This window comes from Priestia sp. D51, assembly GCF_053345675.1.
On the sequence record NZ_JBLTIR010000017.1, the window covers coordinates 23,958 to 43,761 of the forward strand.

Consider the following 19,804-nt stretch of genomic DNA (forward strand, 5'->3'; position numbering starts at 1 on the left):
TTCCTATATAGGATTAAAATGATTTCCCTTCCTTGTTTTTACGCTCAGAAGGTTAGTTACATATTAAAGGATGTCTAATGTAACTAAGATAGCGATTAATACTTGTAATAGTACTTGAAGGTTTACAGCGATATCTGTGTCAGTAGCTGTAACATTTACATTTGTAGAGTTTTCAATAATTGTTTTTTGAGAATTTTTTTGTTTAATGCTAGCGAATTGTTTTAGTTCTTCAACGACGCTGTTTCCTTGAACATTATCACCGATTGTAATACGAACTACTACTGCAATAGCTATTTGTAAAGCTACTTGAATAGTTGCTGCTATTTGAGTATCTGTTGTTTGTACTCTAACACCTTCTGAATCTTTAACAATAATTTTCTCAAAAGATTTTTGTTCAGTAGCTGCTATTTGATCAGCTTCTTGCCATACGTCTCTACCACTGAACCGTTTATTTTCACAATGGTCTAGTGCTCTCCATTTTCTTTCACCCATTTTTCTCACCTCGTTTAATTTTTAATTAAAGAACATCGACAAGTACAATAATAGCTACTAATACTTGTAACAGTACTTGAACGTTAAGAGCCACGTCTGTATCAGTCGTTGTAATTTCTACATCTTTGGAATTCTCAATATAAATTTTTTGTTTATTTGTTTGCTCTATTTCAGATAGCTGTAATAAGTCTTGAAGCACACCATCTTTTTGAACAGTATCGCCGATGGCAATACGGATTACAATAGCGATGGCTACTTGGATAGCCACTTGAATACCGATAGCTGCTTGAGTATCTGTTGTAGTGACGTTAATATCGCAAGAATCTTTAATCCAAATTAATTCGTCTGATTCTTGATCGATTAAAGAAAGTTGATCTGCATCTTGAACTACTTCTGCATTAAAACTTTCGAAACTCTCGTTGCTTTCGAAACTCTCACGACTATTATAGTAATCATATTCTGTAGATTCACTTTCATAGTGATCTACTTTACAGCCATCTTTACAATGCTTCTTAGAATCATCTTTTTTATGTTTGCTTTTGCATTTTTTCTTTACATCGTAAGAATAATACTTTTTAGATGACATAACTAACACTCCTTTTTCATGGTATGTATTAATATATGAACATACCAATCAATAGGATTGGGCCAATTGACCATTGAGTGCAACCATTTTAAAAAACAACAAAAACGCCTATTTAACGGCGTTTATGAATGGTATAATTCATTTTTTCTTGTTGGTAGCATTTGTTTGTTTTACAAACTCATCCACTCGTTTTGACAAATCTTCAACCATTTCTTTAAGCATTTGCTTCTTCTCTTCAGATAAATTTCCTTTGATCTGTTCTTTATCTATGCCATGTTTAGAAAAAACGTCATTTACTAATAAGTCCATTAGCTTATTTGGAACAATCTCTGGTCTTTTGGGTGAATCACTCATATTAATCGCTCCTTTTGTATAAGGTCGTATTCATAACAACATATGCAGGAATGGCCTAAAAGGAAACAATTCCCCAGTGTTTTCCTGTGTTATTGAAGCGATTTTTTATTCACCTATATTTTCATTTAAATAAAACAGCAACATGTCTATCTCAGGTGCACTCTAAATAGTCATATTCTTTCCCTAAAAAATTTAAGATAATAAAATAAATTTAACATCATATATTTGTACATAAGGTAAGTGCCTTATGTTTTCAACGATTTTCCTAACAGTATTTATGAAAAGAGTTGAGTTAAATGGGAAAAAAAGCAAAGGTTGTGCATGTTGCAGGTGATTTTTTATCTCCAAGAGGAAAGTCATCTACTAATCAAATTTATACAATAAATGAGGATAACAATACGGTTTCTGTAATGGATGGATCAACAAATGATTTTATTGCCACTATAAATGTAGGTCGTCAGCCAACAAATGTAAATGGAAATCCATCTACTAATCGTATTTATGTAACTAATAAAGGTGATGATACTGTTTCAGTTATTGATGCAGGAACTAATACAGTTATTGGCATTATTCCAGTTGGTGATCAGCCTTCAGGTGTAGGAGTTAACCCCTACACAAATAGAGTTTATATCACAAATGCAGGTCAAGATACTGTTTCCGTCATTGATGGTGCAACAAATATTGTTATAGCCACAATTGCTGTAGAAACCCATCCAATTAATTTAGATGTTCATCCCTATATTAATCGTATTTATGTAGCAAACAAGTTCAAAAATACTGTCTCTGTTATTGATGGATTAACAAATACAGTAATGTCTACAGTGCGAGTGGGTGATCAGCCTACTGACTTAGGGGCTAATCTATCCAGCAACCGTATTTATGTAGCTAATAAAAATAGTGACACTGTTTCCGTCATTGATGCAGGTACAAACGCTGTAATTGGGATAGTACCAGTCATAGAACAACCGTCTATGGTTGATGTTAACGTCGATAATAATCAAATTCACGTAACGAACGAAGAAAATAGTGTAGTGTCTGTCATTGATGGTGCAACGAATATTGTCATTGCTACCCTCCCTGTAGGTGATCAATCAACTTATACAATAACTGATGCCTAATACAAGAACATAATGTGGATATTTATGCTCTATAAGAGGTGGCATAACAGTGATTTTATGTTATAACCTGTAGCGACAATAACCCTATTAGCACACAGTTATTGTTGCTACAATTAATAATTTTGACTACTGCTTAGAGAATTCACTTTTCATCAAATTTTTTCCACCTTTGATAAAGAGAAGGACGGATATCTTTAACATGAGATAAAAATTCTTTTGATAATTTTAGTTCCTTCAAATCGGTTAGCAATTTAATAGGAATAGGTCGGTTAGAAGTAAAAGCTCTTTTAAGATCAATCATTTTAAAATTCCCCTGTTCATTTATTAAAATATGTCGTAATTCGGTATCTTGTCTACGAAAATTTAATTTTTTTAATTCATCAAAGAAATCTATCAACTGTACAACCAATGACTTTTCTATATCTCCGTTTTTTTTAAGCTGTTTTGCCAAAGAAATCCCTTCAATATACTCCATGACTATGTAATTTGGTCCATAACCGTAGAGTTGAGGAATAATAGAAGAGGGCTGTCCCACTTGTATCGCTTCCAACTCTTTTTCATATACCTCCTCTTTGAAAAATACTTTTATACATCGATCAGAAGACAATCGATAAATAACACCATCTTTTCCTTGGCCAACTACCTCATACCTTTTAAAGCTCGTAAGTACATTCTCGTTTTTTTCCACCAACCTCTCAGAAGAGTGTACAAATACTTTGTCACTCAAAAAATCAAGTTGTTTAACGCTGCTAGACGAAATAAATTGATCATTATTATTACTAAGCATTTGATACTTTTTCTTATCCTGCCATTTAAAGAAAGTTGTTTTCGGCAACCTATCCCATCCATTATGATTATGTTGGTAATGAAAATATGATTTCCCCATTCTGTTCCTCCTTCCCCATTTATTATTCTATTCCTTTATAAATAAATTGCTTGTATGCTTATCTATCTACATACAATTTCATAAAAAATTTTTGTTAAAATCCAAGACAAGCACCCTCTCCTGTTACTAATGGTTACATATTATAGTAATGAAAGAGGTGATATTGGTATGAAATACAAAGAAGATTGGACTTTAGAAGAAAAAGCTCACAAAAATCCGTGCAAAAAGTGTGAAAAGCATGAGAAGCATGAGAAGCATGATTCTTGTAAAGATATTTGTAAAAAAATGAGAGTTATTAATTTATGGAAATTTAATTCTAAATAATAATTTTAGCTAAAAAAGAAATAAGACCTATTGGCTTTTATCAACAGGTCTTATTTCTTTTTTATTGGGAACCTTTCATTACTACTAAAATTACATAACAAAGGATACAACAAATATCTCTTCTATGTTAACTAGTAGAGCTCTAATTTTTAATTCTCCGCCAATGACGGTTTCTAATATATGGATAACCTCATATATTGTTTATAGTACAAGTATAGAAGAAAAAGTTACAGGAGGCACAGATATGAGCGATTGTATATTAGTGATCGGGGCTCATCCTGATGATGAACTATTGGGAACTGCAGGAACCTTAAAAAAATTTGTAAATGAAGGTTATAAAGTAATTTCGGTAATTACTGCTTTAGGGCGAAAGGAAGAAGCCCATCACATTCAAAAATTTGGTCGACTTGCCAATCAAGAAATTGGCATTGAAGAAGTAATATTTCTTGAGCATGTCAATCTGGAACTAGAAATGATTCCTCTTCACGAGTTAACTAAAGAGATTGAACAACTTATCAAACGATACAAACCCGTCAAGATTTTTACACATCACTATGGAGATTTAAATAAAGACCATCAGATTACTTTTCAAGCAGTGTTAACTGCAGCTAGGCCAATTCCTTATATGCCCCCCATAGAATTAATTACATTTGAAACCGTTTCATCGAGTGAATGGGGTACTTTTGGTTGCGAAAAAACATTTAAACCGAATTACTTTGTAGATGTTACGGACACTATGGAAAATAAACTTAATGCCCTTAAACATTATGATCTCGAAATGAGAGCGTTCCCTCATCCCCGTTCTTACGAAGGCATTGAGTACTTAGGAAGGGTAAGAGGCATGAGTGTTGGCGTACCTTATGCTGAAGCTTTTGAAATTATAAGGAGGGTTTGGAAATGAACCATGAGATTGCCTTTCCCTACCCCTATCTAATTGAAACATTAGATCAATATTATGAACTTAAGTCACGTTCTCCTAAAAAATCCGTTGCAAAGGAAATCCCTAAGAGGAGAAGCTCATCAAAACAAAGTTCAAAAAAGAAATTTTCTATTTTAATTGCTACCTTTTGGAGCTTTCCTCACGTAGGTGGACTTTCAAATTATATTTCTACTTTAAGTAAAAGTTTAAAAAGCCAGGGACATAGAGTAGACATTATTTCCCCCAATCAATTTTCAACTTCAAAAGTAAAGCAATTTCGAGAGATTGCCACTCCAAACCTAAAACATTTGTTTACCAAACGCTATGGAAATTACAATGAGAGAATTTTAAATCATCAAAGGCTTATATATGTATACGAAAAAATGCTTGAAACAGTGAATTTAGAGAAATACGATATTCTTCATGCACAAGATTTGTTTACAGCAAATATTCTAGGAAGGTTTAATGAATTTTACAATAAACCCTTATTTTTTACACCTCATGGCATGTTTACATCTAATAGACTCAAATTTAACATCATCAAAAAAGGTTCCGTAGAAGAAGCGTATTTTACGGAGCTTGAAAGTAAAGCGATTGAATATGCAAGTCATATTATTGTTTTAAGTGATTCATTTCGTGAACCTTTAATAAAGCTAGGAGCAAAAAATAGAAACATTACTACAGTTATTACGGGAATTGATTATCCAGTGAACCAAAGGGAAAGAAAAGAAAAGAACTCACAAAAGCTAGTTATTACGTGCGTAGCTAGGCTTGGTCCTCGAAAAGGACATAATTATCTGTTTGACGCGCTGGCACGCCTGAAAAAATACACTTCCAATGTGGAGGTATTAATCGTCGGTGATGGACAAATGAGAGAGAAATTAGAAAAACAGAAAAAGGCTCTAGGTTTATCAATGGTAAACTTTTTAGGTTCCAGAGATGATGTACCTTCACTCTTAAATAAAACTGACATTTTTGTACTTCCAACAATTAATGATAGCTTACCCATTTCAATAATTGAAGCTATGCATAACGGCACTGCTGTAATTTCCACAAATTGCGGAGGAATTCCTGAGCTGATAAAGCATAATAAAACCGGTATTATTGTTGAACCTGGAGACCCTGAACAGCTAGCACATGCACTAAAATTTCTTATTACAAATAAAGAAGTGCGAAATAAAATGAGTATGAATGCGAAAATTCATGCTAAAAAACACTTAACTATAGACAGCATGGTAGGGAAAATACAGCATTTGTACACTGATTTTTGGGAGATGAATTAAAGTATGAACCATGAACATTCTGCAGTTATCCTTGACCTAAGTGCTAACGGAGTTGGCATTATTAAAAGTTTAGCAACAAAAGGCATAAAAGTTTATGCTTTTGACACGAAAAAAGCGTATAAAATAGGAAAATCACGCCTTGCTACTTGCGGTATATGTCCTAGTCCTTTAACTGAGGAAAAGAAACTATTAAACTTCTTGATTACCCTGTCTAAAAAAATCGGTTCAAAACCTGTTTTATATACAGGAGCAGATGACTACGTACAATTCATTTCCAAAAACCGAGACGAATTGCTAAATTACTTCTTGTTTTTATTACCTGATGATAATTTAGTTGAGCAAGTGCTTGATAAAAATAAAACTTACGAGCTCGCTGTCAAGCATAATATTCCATGTCCAAAAACATATGTAATAGATAGTAAAGAGGAACTTGAAGAGGCTATCTTAAATGTTGAATTCCCATGTATTTTAAAACCTGTTCTCGGCCACGAGTTCAGAAAGAAAATCAACAAAAAAGCAATTGTATTTGATACTCCAGAGCAGTTAAGGAATGATTATTGTTTTTATAGAGAATGCGGACAATTAGTTATTCAAGAACTAATTCCTGGAGACAATCAATGCTTTTATAAAGTAGCTACTCTCTATACTGAAAATATGGAACTACTTGCATTATTCTCCTTACAAAAAAACCATCAGTTTCCTGCAGAATTTGGAACAGGTGCTCATATTGTCAGCAAAAGAGTTCCTAAACTTATCGATATATGTCTTCCATTTTTTGAAGAAATAAAGCTCAAAGGCATAGGTATGGCTGAATTCAAAAAGGATCCAAGAGATGGAATTTATAAATTCATTGAAATAAACCCTCGCTTTTGGCTTACCCATAGTCTCACAGGCCCCTCAGGTATTGACTTTGCCTACACCTATTATTTATACCTCACTAACCAAAACCCAGAGCCTAGATTGAATCAAATAGACGGTATTAAATGGATTTACCTTATAAGGTATTACCTTACTTTCCTTCAAAAGAAAAAAACTTCCGAAATGACATTCAAAGATTTTTATCTGGGGCTGCAAGGTCAAAAAGAGTTTGCTTTATTTGCATGGAATGATCCAATGCCATTTTTTAGAAGCGCATGGTCTCATTTAGTTAATACGTGGAAACGTAAGCGAAAGGAATGACTACTATTGTATGATCCTAAGGCACTCTATTATCGGATTACAGATTTAAAAATAGCAGAAAAACTTTCTTATTCGATGGGTGAGAAAATTACAATTATCCCTTCAGAAATTAAGTGTTTAAAATCCACAAAACGAAGTAGTATATATAAATTACTGCTTCAAAGAAAAAATGGTTATTATCCAATTATCTTTAAGGTCTACAATTCAACAGCCTATAAAAATGAAGTAGAAATCAATATTTATAAAAAATCTTACCCAATTTTAAAGGAGTTTTTGCCTCGTATTTATCTTGTAGAAACAGTAAAAAATGAAACTTGGATCTTTATGGAATTCGTTAGTCAAATACGTGGACAATTGACCTTCTCTCCGTCTCACTTTCAATATATTATCCCAAGTATAGCTAAACTTCATGCTCAAACTTTTGAAAACAGGTTCAAAAAGAAGGAAAACGTTTGGAAAAATTGGCTCCCTGTTTATACTTCTACAAAAAAGACTAGGGCCAAATCTATGAATGAAACAGTTGATCTGTTGCACGCATCAATAAAAGATGCTCGGGTTAATCATATTGTAAAACCTTATTATCTATCATTAATTAAGCTATACAATAAAGGACCAGATTTCTTCCCTGAATTAATTAAAAATGGATTAGCTATCACCCATGGGGATCTGCATATGCAAAATATATGTAGCAAAAATGTTACTGGTCATACACCATGGCCTATTCAATTCATCGATTGGGAATCAGCAAAATACGCTCCAGTATGGTTTGACATGGTTGTATTAGTAGAACTACTGCTAGGCTTCAGAAAAGATTGGCAAGCCAATGCAGAAACAATACGTACTAAATGTGTACGTCTGTACGTGGAAGAAATGAAAAAATACGGAATTACGTTTAAAACAAACCCTATGACTCTTTATAAAATGGCCTACCTCCAGCGCACCTTAGAAAGAGGTCTTCATACTCAGTTGAGAAGGATTGCTGATAATCGTGAAGGTGAGCTCTTAAGTTATCACCTTGAAAAAATTTCAACATGGGGCAGGGAACTAGGAATATACGAATAAATAGATTTTGGAAAATAGCTTTTAGACTATCGATTTAACAATAGTCTAAAAGCTATTTTTACCTTAATGTACAAGCAATTTCCCTTTTCAAAAATACAATATATAGAAACACCAATTTTAAATAAAGGCAGGGAATTTATTTGACTAAATTTTATTATGATTCTAATGAAGAAAGTAAGCACTGCTTGAAAGCGATGTATGACATGCGTAAAAATAAAGAAGAAAAAGACTATGGCAAAGATAAATGCAAAGACAAACACGAAAAAGACTACGGCAAAGATAAATGCAAAGACAAACACGAAAAAGACTACGGCAAAGATAAATGCAGAGATAAACATGAAAAAGACTACGGCAAAGATAAATACAAAGATAAACATGAAAAAGATCATGGCAGAGATAAATGCAAAGATAAACATGAAAAAGATCATGGCAGAGATAAATGCAAAGATAAACATGAAAAAGATCATGGCAGAGATAAATGCAAAGATAAACATGAAAAAGATTATGGCAGAGATAAATGCAAAGATAAACATGAAAAAGATTATGGCAGAGATAAAGTTGTCTTTTACGAGAAAGACTATGCTAAAAATAAATGTAGATGCAGTAAAAGTTACTACAATTAAGCTATTTGATTCTAACTCTAATTACTTGTAACTAAATAAGTATCAAGAAAGGACTATTGACTCTCGGGTTAATAGCCCTTTTCTTTTTCACAGACAGAATGTCTAAAATATAGCTGCAGTAATCAAGATACTTAAAATTTTCTAGTAATAAAAAAACCACCATGCACAAAGTAAATTGTACATGGTGGTTTTTTATTATTTTAGAAGCAACAGCCTTTATTGGATTTTTTATTTTGACTGTTACAACCAATACAAAATGTTTTCTGTATAAAGACATTTAAAGTTCCAGCCGTAGTAGCAGAAGGATTCGAAACAGTTAATTTTTCAAAGTTTTCAACTTGAAAAGCTCTTGTAGAACCTGCAGGTATAGTCGCTGAGATCGGTAGCCTAGATCCTCTAACAAAAATTGATACCGTAAGACCAGTAGCTACACCAACACCAGTAGCTGCAGCTGATAACTGAAGAAGCGTTTTGTTATGGTTTCTAGTAAAGTCTTCAAAAACAGTTACATCTATAGCATTAGCAGGAACTGCAATAGTTAATGGGATATTTCCTGTTAAATTGGTTCCAGAACCCTCAATTGTATGATTTTCAATAAAGAATTTTTCATTCTCTTTTTTCTTATTATATGAACCCTTAGATGGGTAAGCTGCTTCTACATAATATACTTCATCGTTTTTATTATGGTGACGATAGCTTTTTATAATAATCACTCCTTTTTTATTTATATACTATTTTATTCATTTGTTTATAAAATGTTTGTGTGCTTGTCCAATAATAGTCATTTTCATAAAAAAAGTGATTATTAGACTATCTAATTTCAGGTTAACAACACGTTAAAGGAATTATTTGTATGTAGAGATAAGGTAATTAGAGTAGAAATTTCGCAGAGATTGGTTGTTTTATAAGCTAATAGAAACAGTAGTAGTGAAGTTTAAGGCGTAAACAAAGATGTAAAATTCAAGTACAATACAATGCTTTAATTGCAGAATTTCACCACCTCACCATTTGGTGAATAGAAAATGCATTCATGCATGATTACTTTAACAATTAGAGCATTCACCTTTTGTTCCCTCTCAGGTTTCTTTCTGGAATCAAAAGGTGAATCTCCACACCTATACAAATACATATAATAAACTGTTTACAGAGTTAGTTTACGTTCATTGATCATTTTGTAAACTATATCTTCATTGTTTTCTAAAAGCTCTTTAGTAGTGGCACTATGGTTTTTGGCATGGCGAGAAAAATTCGCTTTGCTATACCATTGGTGACATAGAGGACAAGGTAATTCGTTTTCAACTTCATAATTAATTGACGTCCACCTAGTAGAAAAAAAAGGAGATTTATCTGTATTTTCCTTTGTATACGAAGTGTTTTCACGATGTATACGATTTTGTATTCGCTGTGTAGTTGCAGCAACTTCATTTGTACTGGCGTTGTATAGACCATCTTCTAATTCTTCTTTAATGAGCAAATATCCAGCTTCAGACATAGATAACCCTAACTCTTCACAACGTTGTCGAAATTGCTCATATATACTTTCAGGTAACCGAATGGGCAGAACCTTACTTGGTTCTTTTGCTTTTGATTGCCGAGCGTACTTATCCAATTTCCCCAACCTTATCACCTCATTTATACAATTTGTATATACATTCAATACAATTCTTTATTGTTCCTGCTAACGCCTTAACTACATCCTGTATACGCTATGTAGTTAAAGCGTTTTAGAGTGAAACCTATTTACTTAATAAACTTGGTGGATGAAGAGGTGAAAATTGTATCGATAATGCTCCTAAACAATGAGCCCGGATGATGCTAGTTATCAGTAGGATTCACTCTTAGGTTATAGATTCTATATCACTTATACTATCATTAGGCGCTCATTTACCAAGTAAATGAATACCATAAGTATTGGAAGTTCTATTTGAAGAAACAACTGAAAAACTTACAGTTATTTTAATATTTGTTAACAAACCTATATATAATCATTTCAGATAAAGAAGGCACGTGTGAATGTATATGTTGGACAAAAGTCGCTAGAGTAATATTTTTTCATCTTTTCCTTATAACAGCTATAAAAGGTCAAGTTATAATCAACTACTCTAATGTATAAAGAACCTCAAGGTTACCTTTCTTCTTTTATCCTTCTTGTATGTCTACTCTCCCCTTCACTGATTTAAGGTAGATGAAATTGCAATAAAAGGAGGTATTGACACTTGATACGTAGATACGTTCTCTGTAAAAAGATCTCTTACAAAAAAAAGAAACGAAAAGCTCATTGTTACAGATCACCCCATTCTGTATATGTTTCCAATTCACAATCTATATTGGTATTTTGTTCCATCCATAACCTCTGTAATCAAAAGTACAGAGGGCCTCAGGGGCCTCAAGGGCCTCAGGGATCTCAAGGGCCTCAGGGATCTCAAGGGCCTCAGGGATCTCAAGGGCCTCAGGGACCTCAAGGGCCTCAGGGACCTCAGGGGCCTCAGGGACCTCAGGGACCTCAGGGGCCTCAGGGGCCTCAGGGGCCTCAGGGGCCTCAGGGGCCTCCACTCTCAGATTTAATTCCCTCCACTAATTTATTATATTTTACTTTTTCAGATGGTCAAAAACGCCTATATACCAATAATGATGGGATAGCTCAATATGGAACCACTGAAATATTGGCACCTGAAGAAGCTTCTTATATCAATTTATTTATTAATGGTATTCTACAGCCTCATATTAATTATCAAATTCAAAAAGGAAGCTTAACTTTACTCACAGAAGAAGTACCTTCAAAAGGGGTTCCTATTATTATCCAATTTGTGTTAATTAATAAGGAATTATAAAAAAGTTTATAAATTCTAAGATAGTCATAAAAAAAAGAACTGACTTCCCCAGTTGGGAAATCAGCTAAAAAATAGAATACATTAGTTAGTTTACAACAAACTCAACCACAATAGGGGTAGCAGATGCAAGGGTGTCTCCATCAGGAATGGTAATAAAACTATTAGTAACTGTTGAAGTATCACCTGTTTGAATTTGCCCGTTAATATAAAGATTATAATAAGCAGGAGCAGTTGGAAAAACTGTAGCAGCTGTTCCTCCATCAGTAGTAAAAGCTGTAGCAAGAATACTATAGGTAGCGCCAGTACCTGTTCCTGCTCCTGCAGTGCTACTAAACCTTAAAGAATTCATAAAGGGCTTAACGATTGGCATTTATGATCCTCCCTTCTTAATTATTGAATTATTTATCGCTCTTCTTTTTTAAAAATTTTAAAATGCTTCTTTACGAATACACTTTGAAATCATTAAAGGAAATATAAAACAACGCTAATTCTCTATTTATTATTCTTCTACTTTAATTTAGAAACGGCAAAAGACCTAAATGGTAAAAAAGATTCTTCACCATTTAAAAATTTGGACTACCTCTATAGACTATTGACCGTGGCAAATAATAGAAATCTGACTATTAATAGATAGAGGGGATATTAACATTCTTTCTACATCCCATGCTTCGAAAGGAGAATAAGACATATGCCTATTATTAAACCTGTTTTTACAGCCACTAGTACAATTGCTGGAGATATTACAGTAGCAACAGCAACGAGTGTGGCTCCTACCCCAGCAAGATTTACAACATTTGTAACGGCCCCAATGGTTGCAGGAGGAGTCACATCGATACCTGCTGGAAGCTTTATTGATGATGTAGGAGCAACAATCACAGCTTTGCCTGATGTAACAGCTAATTCTTACGCTAATATATATATCAATGGAGTCATGCAACCTACTAATGTCTACACTTTATCTACTACAGCTTTAAATATTGATGATACTGTAACTGTTGGAGCACCTGTAATTGTAGAATTTGTTACTCACTCTGCAACTTCTACCTCAACTCCAACTAGTACGTTATCTGTCACTACCGTAATTAATACGTAATCCTATATAAAATAAAAAACATGACAAACCTTTAATATTGTCATGTTTTTTATTTTATATTGGAGTGTAACATTTGAATTTCCAATATAACTAATTGCTCTTTATATAGACTCGTAAAAAAGATTCTTTTTAAATATGCCTTTCATTGTCCAATCAACTGAAAACCCTATTCTATATACTATAGTGTAAGAAAATAAAGGAGTGATTGATATAAACTTACAAGATATAAAAGGCTCTTATAATTTGGTGGCTGGCTTAGGAAGCTGGTGTGGCCCAGCGCTTTATTCCGAACGTCACGGTTTGAGAAGGCATTCGTTTCCTCTTGATTGGATGCAATCTCCTTTTCTCCCTGACGTAAATATATTATTAAGAAACAAATTTCAAGGTTTTATGGAAGTAGAAAACATAATTGAAAAAGACATACTAGCTAATTATGTAGATGATAATGGATATCCTATTTTTAAATCCGGTACTTCTGAATCAATAAGAGCTCATTATGTTACAGATATTAAATATAACATTGACTCTGTTCACGACTTTCCTATGGTTCCTAACCAAGACTGGTCTGTCCAATACCCACCTTATAAAATAAGATTAGATCATCGTATTCAAACATTTCTTAATCAAATTGCACAAAGTCAACGTACGTTATTTATAAGATATGAATGGATGCCCACAAGCTACGAAGACGTAATTAACTTAAAATCAATTTTAACAGACATGACTAACGGTAACTTTAACCTTCTGTTAGTTGAGACTGTTGACGAAGAATTACCTGGAGTAAAAGACATGAATTTTGGAACACCTGAAGACAAAATTTGTTGGGTTCAAGTTTCGCGAGATAATTGCACCAATACTTCTGTTTGGAATGATTTATTAAGCGGAATAACACTATTAAATTAAACGTTACTCTTTTTTCCTATAATATATAAAAGAAAAGGGACAAGTATACAAGCAAACCTCCTTAATTTTCATATTAATATAATAGAAACATATAAAGGAGGTTACACTTTGAGTTGTTCTAAAAAAAGAAAGTGCTACTGTAGTTGTCTAAATTCCAAACCTTCAAGAAAAAAAGAAAAAAATTGTAAAAAAACAAGATGTGCAGAGAAAAATTATTTTTGTTCCAATAGATATAATAATGCACTTATTGAAACTGATACAAGACAAGAGATCCTCAGTGATCAAGTTTCTGATTCAATCATTCTTGTGAAAAACTCCTGTGATGTTACTATTACTGCAACAGATACACAGACAACCATATTTCTTCAAAGCTTCATACAAATATTAACCATTTTCTTACTTTCAATAGGTCTCGATGCCAATTCAATAAGGCTGTTTTTACAAGAAGTTTCTCAGACCGCAAGGTCACTTCAATTAAATAGACAAAGAGTTATCGTTAAAAACAGTAAAGGTGTCAATGTAACAACATCCAATAACGATACAGCTGTTTTTATACAAAATTTTTTACAAGCGTTGACCTTATTACTAACTCCTTAGAAAACCATTGAACCTTTAATAACCTGTTAATAGAATTGTTGAAAATACTATGCGAACAGAGTTATGACAAGTAGTATCTTCAATATATCCTCATAAATTAACTAACAGTGTACAAGCTATTGAAAATTCTTTGCTACTACAGCCTGTACACTATTTTATTACAGAGAAAGTTATCTAAAGCCACTGCATTTATAGAATGCCTATGTTACAACAAAACGCAAAACACTTTTTATAACCTCTATTTAAACGATTTTTCATAACTATAAAAGAGTTTTTCAGTCATCATAAATACATATGTAATACTCATAAAAAAGAAGCGTGTTAACACACATTCCATATCTAGGAACAAATAAGTAACGCTTGAAGGAAGAAATGGAGTAATTCAGTAACTTATAAATTACCTATAGGTAAACGTTTTTTCTATCCGTATTTCCCATTTCTTAATGTAGCAAGTAATTGTTCTAAATTGTATTTTCTCGCAATAGGAAATAAGCTTTTACCTGGTTCTCCTTCATACTTCTGAAAAAGATCCAATATAATAGGTCGGTTTTCTTCATGAAATCTATCTATTTTGTAAAAGCTTTGTTTAATCAGTTTTTCAGTTATTTTTATATGCATCTGTTGATTCTGTTCTCGTATTAAAAATCGTTCTTTAGATTCTTGGGGGACAACATCTAAAAAAATAATAATATCGGCTTTACTAAAACGTACATCATAAGTATCTACATATCCCCATCCCTCAACAATCCAACTCGCTGTATTTAACACCTTTTCCAACTTCTTTTTAAAATATCTCTTTCGTTGCCTAATTTGCGATATTCTTCTCATTTTAGGTTCTCTGAACCACAAATCTAAATGATGGATAGGTATATGCAAATTCTCACCTAACTGTGTAGCTAGTGTAGTTTTACCAGAACAACAATTACCAAATATAACAATTTTACACATAAATATCACCTCAATTCATATATAAAATTAAATCAAGCTGTTTATTACCATTTTTATACATTTAATTATGCTCGCTACGTACAAAACATCATAAACCTTAATTGAAAAAGCTATCCAACAAATAACTTGTTGGATAGCTTTTTAGCTGCTACTTATTTCCTTATAACAAATTTAATAGTAACTTGAACCGATACCCCTTCTATACTTACTATCTGTACAATAGCTGAATCATCTCCTGCAAAGTTTACGTTAGGAATGTAAATGAACTCACCTGTCTCCGTGTTAAGTTTAAATTTACCGTTTTTCGTCCCCTTGAAGATTTGATATTTAAGAGGTAGGTTTTTGACTGTACAAGCATCAATTTCACCACATATTTTCTTGTTAATGGTTCCTTTTATGCATTGATCAGATACCTTTATAGGACATTTACCTTTTGATTTATTTTTGCGCGGATCTCGCAACGATTTCTTTTTATTTTTAGATTCACCAGGAACTGGTGTCGGTGCTGGCGATACTCTTCTTTCCACGATGAAAGTAAGTGCTGCTTCACTTGAAGCTCCATCCGAATTAGTGACCCTTATAATCACCCTATCGGTCCCCACAAAATTAACATTAGGAACATAAATGAACTGGCCTGTATTCTGATTAATTCTAAACTGACCATTTTGAGCACCTGTTATGGCTTGATAAATTAGTGGTAAAGAATTTGGATCAATAGCAATGAGCTGACCAGTAGTAAGAGTATTAACAAATAACTTTATTACTTGCCCTACCACATTAGGAGGCTGAGGGTCTCTGCCTACTACAACTGTTACCACTACCAGTAATTCTGTTCCTAGATCATCTCGTACTAATACAGTAAAGGTATCCGTTCCTACAAAATTAGGCGCAGGCTGATAGACAAACCTTCCATTGGAATCAACGGTTACGCTACCACTTAAAGGCGCTGTTGCTAGTGTATAATTTAATGGACGTGCCAGCAAATTTGTTACCTGAATATTACCAACTACTTGAACACCCTGCAAAGTAGCAAAGGTATTATTTCCTGGAGTAATTATATTATTGCTTGCGGTAGAATTAACAGTAACAATTGAAAACGCTTGTTGTCCGTCACTGTTTCTTACAGATACCACAAATTGATCCTGACCAATAAATCCTAAATTTGGTGTATAACTAAACGTTCCATCTGATCGTAGTACAAGTACTCCATTTGTTGGTGGGGTAGCCACAGCAAAGCTAAGAGGTCTTCCAAGTGCATCTGTTGCGATGATTTGGCTTTCAATAATTTGACCAGTTGGTGTAGTTAAAAGCTGATCTTCAACTGTAATTGGATCATTAACTCCCTGAATCAAAACAGTAACACTAGTTGTTGCTGACTGACCAAGATTATTTGTAACAATTACTGTGAAAGAATCTATACCAGTAAATCCGAGGTTTGGCGTGTATATAAATGAACCATCCGGATTAAAATTCACTGTTCCGTTTGCAGGTAAACTCTGAATTTGATAGGTTAATGGATTACCTAGTGCATCAACTGCCGTAACTTGACCGGTAACAGGTTGATTCGTTACTCCTTGAAGCGTAAGAGGGGTAACAACAATGCTATCTTGTTGTTCTTGAACAACTATCCGCACAATACCAATTGCAGAGTCGCCTCTGTCATTTTGAATTAATACAGTAAAACTATCTACTCCAAAAAATGCTGGACTTGGTGTATAGCTAAACGTTCCATCTGCATTTACCACAGCTGTTCCATTGGATGGAGATGCATTTAAAGAAAATCTAATTGGTCTCCCAAGAGTATCAGTAGCCGATATTGTCCCTGAGACAGTTACACCTTGCTGAGTCTGTACTGTGACGTCTTGTGGTGTAATAGTACTTTGAACCGGATCAATTATAATTGAAACTGAAGCAATTGCTTGATCTCCTTGGTCATTTTGAACCAGAACGTCAAATTGATCTGTTCCACTCACACCAATAGTCGGTGTATAAACAAACGTTCCATCTGGATTTAAAATAACCGTTCCATAAGCAGGGAGATTGTTAAGGGTGTAGGTTAGTGGCCTATTTAGCTGATCTCGAACTGAAAGTTCACCATTTACACTCTGCCCTTCTACTGTTCGAACAATGGTATTACTGGCTACAATTTGATTAGCCAATTGTGTAACAGTTATTTGAACCGTAGTAGCTGCATTTAAACCCGTTTCGTTTTGAACAGACACTGTAAAAGAATCCGTTCCGATGAATCCTGGATTTGGTGTATACGTAAAAGTGCCGTCTGGGTTTAGTATTAAAATTCCATTCACTGGTCCGCCAAGTAAGGTATAAGTTAATGCTTCTCCTTGTGGGTCAATAGCTGCAATACTTCCTGTTACAGGCTGCTGTTCGGTTGTTGATAGTGCTTGATTAGCTACAATTGGCGCCTGTTCTATCGGTCCCTGAGTGACAACAGAAATAGTTGCAACAGCTGTATTGCCAAGAACATCGCTTACAAGTACTTGAAATTGATCTGTTCCAAAGAATCCAGGATTTGGCGTATAGATAAATGTCCCATCTGGGTTAACTATGACAGATCCACTATTTGGATTAGACGTAAGCGTATAAAACAATTGGTTTCCACTCAAATTTGTAGCACTTACTTGCCCAGAAACTGGCGTATTGAATAAAGTCGTTATTTCAGTATTTACCACTGAAATTCTGTCTCCTACTACTACTGTCACAACAGCATTAGCAATACTTTGATTTCCAGCTGAATCTATAACAACGATATCAAAGATATCTTCTCCTGTGAATCCAGGATTTGGCGTATAAACTAAAGTTCCATCTTGATTTAATACAACAGTTCCATTTGATGGCGGAATGGCTACAGCATAACTTAATGGAGAGCCTGCTGGATTCACAGTAGCAATAGACCCACTTACAGGTTGATTTGCTAAAGTAGTTAAAGTTAGCCCTTCAGCGCTAATCGGTAAATCTTGAGACTGAACTTCTACAGTAATAGTTCCAAACCCCTGGTTTCCAAGAGGATCTCTGGCAAAAACAGAGAATGAATCTGTTCCTACAAAACTTGGGTTCGGCGTGTACGTAAATGTTCCATCTGAATTAATAATGGCAGTACCATTAAGTGGTGCTAAATTTAGACCATATACTAGTGGATCTCCTTCAGGGTCAAAGGCAGGAACTTGCCCTGTTACAAACTGACCCTGTACAGTTGATAGTGATAAATCTACGACAATCGGTGGTTGGTTCACTCGAATTACACTGACAGTTACAAGAGATTGTGCACTAGCTCCACGACTATCCCTTACCTCCACTGTGAAAGAATCCAAACCAATAAAATTAGGGTTTGGGGTATACAAAAAGGTGCCATCTGGATTTACCACAGCTGTTCCATTAAAAGGGGTACCCGATAAACTAAAAGTGAGTAAATTATCGTCTGGATCTGTGGCAAAAACTTGCCCACTAATTGCTACATTTTCTATAGTCTGAAGGATAACATCACTCGTAATTGGCGAATTGTTCACGTCAATAACTGTAACATTTACAATAGACACTGCTGTAAGACCTGTTGAATCTTCTACGATAACCGTAAATAAATCTGGACCTACATAATTAGAATTAGGTGAATATATAAAACTGCCATCTATATTTACTGTGGTGCTTCCATTCACTGGAGAAGTTCCTAAGCGATAAGTGAGCAGATCTCCATTGGGATCACTTCCTACTACCTGGCCAGTTACAGATTGATTTTCAAGAGCAGTAATCGAATAATTAGGTACAATGGGTGGCTGTTCAACTGGTATAACAATAACAAATACATTCGTAATAATAAACTGTCCAGTTGGATCGGCTATACGTACAGTAAACGTATCATTTCCAGCAAAATTCTCGTTTGGTACATAAGTGAATAACCCTTCTTGATTGATTACTGCTGTTCCATTAGTCGGTAAATCTTGTAAGGTGTACGTCAGGGGATCTCCTTCAGGATCAGTTGCTACGATTTGGCCTGTAACAGGACTTTCTTCAAAAGTAGTAACCGTAATAACATCTGGACCTACTGGTGGATCATTTACTGGAAGAATCGTAATCGTGATGGTGGAAATGGCTGTTCCTCCTTGGCCGTCGCTTACTACGACACTAAAGCTATCTACCCCGTTGTAATTTTCATTTGGCGTATACGTGTAGGTTCCGTCTGGATTTACTACCACCGTTCCATTCACCGGACCTGTCAGTAACCCGTACGTTAGGGGATTTCCGTCCACATCTGTTGCCACCACTTGGCTATTTAAACTCGTGTCTTCGTCGATCACAAACTCATAGTTCGGCACCACTGGTACATCGTTCACTGGCGTGACCGTCACAAATACATTTGTCACTATAAATGCGCCCGACGGGTCGCTTATTAACACTGTAAATGTATCCGGACCATTATAATTTCCATTTGGCGTATACGTGAACGTACCATCTGGATTTACCGCAGCCACTCCGTTTGTTGGCGGATCTTGTAAGCTGTACGTCAGCACCTCTCCATCTGGATCAAACGCTGTAATTTGACTCGACACTGGCGTATCTTCATTGGTAACCAACGTCACCACCACTGGACCTA

At 34.5% G+C, this 19,804-nt stretch carries 20 protein-coding genes; 11 read left to right on the forward strand and 9 right to left on the reverse strand.

Annotated features, from left to right (window positions below; genetic code table 11):
* Positions 1-63 precede the first annotated feature (63 nt).
* The 3 genes from ACNHOZ_RS27520 to ACNHOZ_RS27530 all read right to left on the reverse strand — a co-directional run bounded on the left by ACNHOZ_RS27520 (position 64) and on the right by ACNHOZ_RS27530 (position 1,432).
* Positions 64-492, reverse strand: a complete 429-nt coding sequence (locus ACNHOZ_RS27520; RefSeq protein ID WP_014462117.1) for a spore coat protein — start codon at positions 490-492, stop codon at positions 64-66.
* A 25-nt stretch (positions 493-517) separates the two neighbouring features.
* A complete protein-coding gene (locus ACNHOZ_RS27525; RefSeq protein WP_048022224.1) occupies positions 518-1,078 on the reverse strand; it encodes a spore coat protein in 561 nt (186 codons plus the stop codon).
* A 138-nt stretch (positions 1,079-1,216) separates the two neighbouring features.
* A complete protein-coding gene (locus ACNHOZ_RS27530; RefSeq protein WP_048022222.1) occupies positions 1,217-1,432 on the reverse strand; it encodes a spore coat protein in 216 nt (71 codons plus the stop codon).
* Between the two features lie 296 nt (positions 1,433-1,728).
* On the opposite strand from ACNHOZ_RS27530, the gene ACNHOZ_RS27535 reads away from it, so the two are divergent.
* Entirely contained in the window at positions 1,729-2,550 is an 822-nt protein-coding gene (locus ACNHOZ_RS27535) for a YncE family protein (RefSeq protein WP_098112985.1), read from the forward strand.
* A gap of 142 nt (positions 2,551-2,692) precedes the next feature.
* Here the strand turns inward: ACNHOZ_RS27535 and ACNHOZ_RS27540 are convergent, their stop codons facing one another.
* Positions 2,693-3,436, reverse strand: coding sequence for a hypothetical protein (locus ACNHOZ_RS27540; RefSeq protein ID WP_154974752.1), 744 nt, complete (start codon positions 3,434-3,436; stop codon positions 2,693-2,695).
* 168 nt (positions 3,437-3,604) lie between these two features.
* On the opposite strand from ACNHOZ_RS27540, the gene ACNHOZ_RS27545 reads away from it, so the two are divergent.
* The 6 genes from ACNHOZ_RS27545 to ACNHOZ_RS27570 all read left to right on the forward strand — a co-directional run bounded on the left by ACNHOZ_RS27545 (position 3,605) and on the right by ACNHOZ_RS27570 (position 8,826).
* A complete protein-coding gene (locus ACNHOZ_RS27545) occupies positions 3,605-3,760 on the forward strand; it encodes a hypothetical protein (protein ID WP_342837725.1) in 156 nt (51 codons plus the stop codon).
* Positions 3,761-4,004: 244 nt separating this feature from the next.
* A complete protein-coding gene (locus ACNHOZ_RS27550; protein ID WP_342837727.1) occupies positions 4,005-4,661 on the forward strand; it encodes a PIG-L deacetylase family protein in 657 nt (218 codons plus the stop codon).
* Positions 4,658-5,962: a glycosyltransferase family 4 protein gene (locus tag ACNHOZ_RS27555; RefSeq protein WP_342837729.1), complete on the forward strand. Its 1,305-nt coding sequence runs from the start codon at positions 4,658-4,660 to the stop codon at positions 5,960-5,962. Before ACNHOZ_RS27550 ends, ACNHOZ_RS27555 begins: the two co-directional genes overlap by 4 nt.
* 3 nt (positions 5,963-5,965) lie before the next feature.
* Complete coding sequence (locus tag ACNHOZ_RS27560) at positions 5,966-7,141, forward strand: carboxylate--amine ligase (protein ID WP_342837731.1); 1,176 nt, start codon at positions 5,966-5,968, stop codon at positions 7,139-7,141.
* Between the two features lie 6 nt (positions 7,142-7,147).
* On the forward strand, positions 7,148-8,203 hold the full coding sequence (locus ACNHOZ_RS27565) for an ecdysteroid 22-kinase family protein (RefSeq protein ID WP_226556546.1): 1,056 nt from the start codon (positions 7,148-7,150) through the stop codon (positions 8,201-8,203).
* A gap of 140 nt (positions 8,204-8,343) precedes the next feature.
* The gene (locus tag ACNHOZ_RS27570; protein WP_447697401.1) at positions 8,344-8,826 is read left to right on the forward strand and encodes a hypothetical protein; all 483 of its coding nucleotides are present in this window, start codon (positions 8,344-8,346) and stop codon (positions 8,824-8,826) included.
* 200 nt (positions 8,827-9,026) lie between these two features.
* Here the strand turns inward: ACNHOZ_RS27570 and ACNHOZ_RS27575 are convergent, their stop codons facing one another.
* Positions 9,027-9,539 carry an exosporium protein D gene (locus ACNHOZ_RS27575; protein ID WP_226556544.1) on the reverse strand — a complete coding sequence of 171 codons (513 nt, stop codon included), beginning with the start codon at positions 9,537-9,539 and terminating at the stop codon, positions 9,027-9,029.
* A 428-nt stretch (positions 9,540-9,967) separates the two neighbouring features.
* Positions 9,968-10,444 carry a hypothetical protein gene (locus ACNHOZ_RS27580; protein WP_033580848.1) on the reverse strand — a complete coding sequence of 159 codons (477 nt, stop codon included), beginning with the start codon at positions 10,442-10,444 and terminating at the stop codon, positions 9,968-9,970.
* 709 nt (positions 10,445-11,153) lie between these two features.
* Here ACNHOZ_RS27580 and ACNHOZ_RS27585 point away from each other — a divergent pair.
* Positions 11,154-11,657, forward strand: coding sequence for a DUF4183 domain-containing protein (locus tag ACNHOZ_RS27585; RefSeq protein ID WP_447697403.1), 504 nt, complete (start codon positions 11,154-11,156; stop codon positions 11,655-11,657).
* A gap of 85 nt (positions 11,658-11,742) precedes the next feature.
* On the opposite strand, the gene ACNHOZ_RS27590 is transcribed toward ACNHOZ_RS27585, so the two are convergent.
* Positions 11,743-12,027, reverse strand: coding sequence for a DUF4183 domain-containing protein (locus ACNHOZ_RS27590; RefSeq protein WP_028412741.1), 285 nt, complete (start codon positions 12,025-12,027; stop codon positions 11,743-11,745).
* Positions 12,028-12,345: 318 nt separating this feature from the next.
* Between ACNHOZ_RS27590 and ACNHOZ_RS27595 the strand changes: the two genes are divergently transcribed.
* The 3 genes from ACNHOZ_RS27595 (at position 12,346) to ACNHOZ_RS27605 (ending at position 14,250) form a co-directional block, all read left to right on the forward strand.
* A complete protein-coding gene (locus tag ACNHOZ_RS27595; protein ID WP_028412740.1) occupies positions 12,346-12,750 on the forward strand; it encodes a DUF4183 domain-containing protein in 405 nt (134 codons plus the stop codon).
* A 201-nt stretch (positions 12,751-12,951) separates the two neighbouring features.
* Positions 12,952-13,653: a DUF1796 family putative cysteine peptidase gene (locus ACNHOZ_RS27600; protein WP_226556541.1), complete on the forward strand. Its 702-nt coding sequence runs from the start codon at positions 12,952-12,954 to the stop codon at positions 13,651-13,653.
* A 108-nt stretch (positions 13,654-13,761) separates the two neighbouring features.
* Complete coding sequence (locus ACNHOZ_RS27605) at positions 13,762-14,250, forward strand: spore coat protein (protein ID WP_033580849.1); 489 nt, start codon at positions 13,762-13,764, stop codon at positions 14,248-14,250.
* A gap of 420 nt (positions 14,251-14,670) precedes the next feature.
* Here ACNHOZ_RS27605 and ACNHOZ_RS27610 read toward each other — a convergent pair whose 3' ends face one another.
* Positions 14,671-15,198, reverse strand: a complete 528-nt coding sequence (locus ACNHOZ_RS27610; RefSeq protein ID WP_098112975.1) for an adenylate kinase DNA topology modulator — start codon at positions 15,196-15,198, stop codon at positions 14,671-14,673.
* 152 nt (positions 15,199-15,350) lie between these two features.
* Positions 15,351-19,784: an Ig-like domain-containing protein gene (locus ACNHOZ_RS27615; protein WP_447697402.1), complete on the reverse strand. Its 4,434-nt coding sequence runs from the start codon at positions 19,782-19,784 to the stop codon at positions 15,351-15,353.
* Positions 19,785-19,804: the final 20 nt, after the last annotated feature.

What these genes read in the sequence shown, in the direction of transcription:
- ACNHOZ_RS27520 (WP_014462117.1), bottom strand. Translation starts at nt 492, where the DNA reads ATGGGTGAAAGAAAATGGAGAGCACTAGACCATTGTGAAAATAAACGG.
- ACNHOZ_RS27525 (WP_048022224.1), bottom strand. Translation starts at nt 1,078, where the DNA reads ATGTCATCTAAAAAGTATTATTCTTACGATGTAAAGAAAAAATGCAAA.
- ACNHOZ_RS27530 (WP_048022222.1), bottom strand. Translation starts at nt 1,432, where the DNA reads ATGAGTGATTCACCCAAAAGACCAGAGATTGTTCCAAATAAGCTAATG.
- ACNHOZ_RS27535 (WP_098112985.1), top strand. Translation starts at nt 1,729, where the DNA reads ATGGGAAAAAAAGCAAAGGTTGTGCATGTTGCAGGTGATTTTTTATCT.
- ACNHOZ_RS27540 (WP_154974752.1), bottom strand. Translation starts at nt 3,436, where the DNA reads ATGGGGAAATCATATTTTCATTACCAACATAATCATAATGGATGGGAT.
- ACNHOZ_RS27545 (WP_342837725.1), top strand. Translation starts at nt 3,605, where the DNA reads ATGAAATACAAAGAAGATTGGACTTTAGAAGAAAAAGCTCACAAAAAT.
- ACNHOZ_RS27550 (WP_342837727.1), top strand. Translation starts at nt 4,005, where the DNA reads ATGAGCGATTGTATATTAGTGATCGGGGCTCATCCTGATGATGAACTA.
- ACNHOZ_RS27555 (WP_342837729.1), top strand. Translation starts at nt 4,658, where the DNA reads ATGAACCATGAGATTGCCTTTCCCTACCCCTATCTAATTGAAACATTA.
- ACNHOZ_RS27560 (WP_342837731.1), top strand. Translation starts at nt 5,966, where the DNA reads ATGAACCATGAACATTCTGCAGTTATCCTTGACCTAAGTGCTAACGGA.
- ACNHOZ_RS27590 (WP_028412741.1), bottom strand. Translation starts at nt 12,027, where the DNA reads ATGCCAATCGTTAAGCCCTTTATGAATTCTTTAAGGTTTAGTAGCACT.
- ACNHOZ_RS27595 (WP_028412740.1), top strand. Translation starts at nt 12,346, where the DNA reads ATGCCTATTATTAAACCTGTTTTTACAGCCACTAGTACAATTGCTGGA.
- ACNHOZ_RS27610 (WP_098112975.1), bottom strand. Translation starts at nt 15,198, where the DNA reads ATGTGTAAAATTGTTATATTTGGTAATTGTTGTTCTGGTAAAACTACA.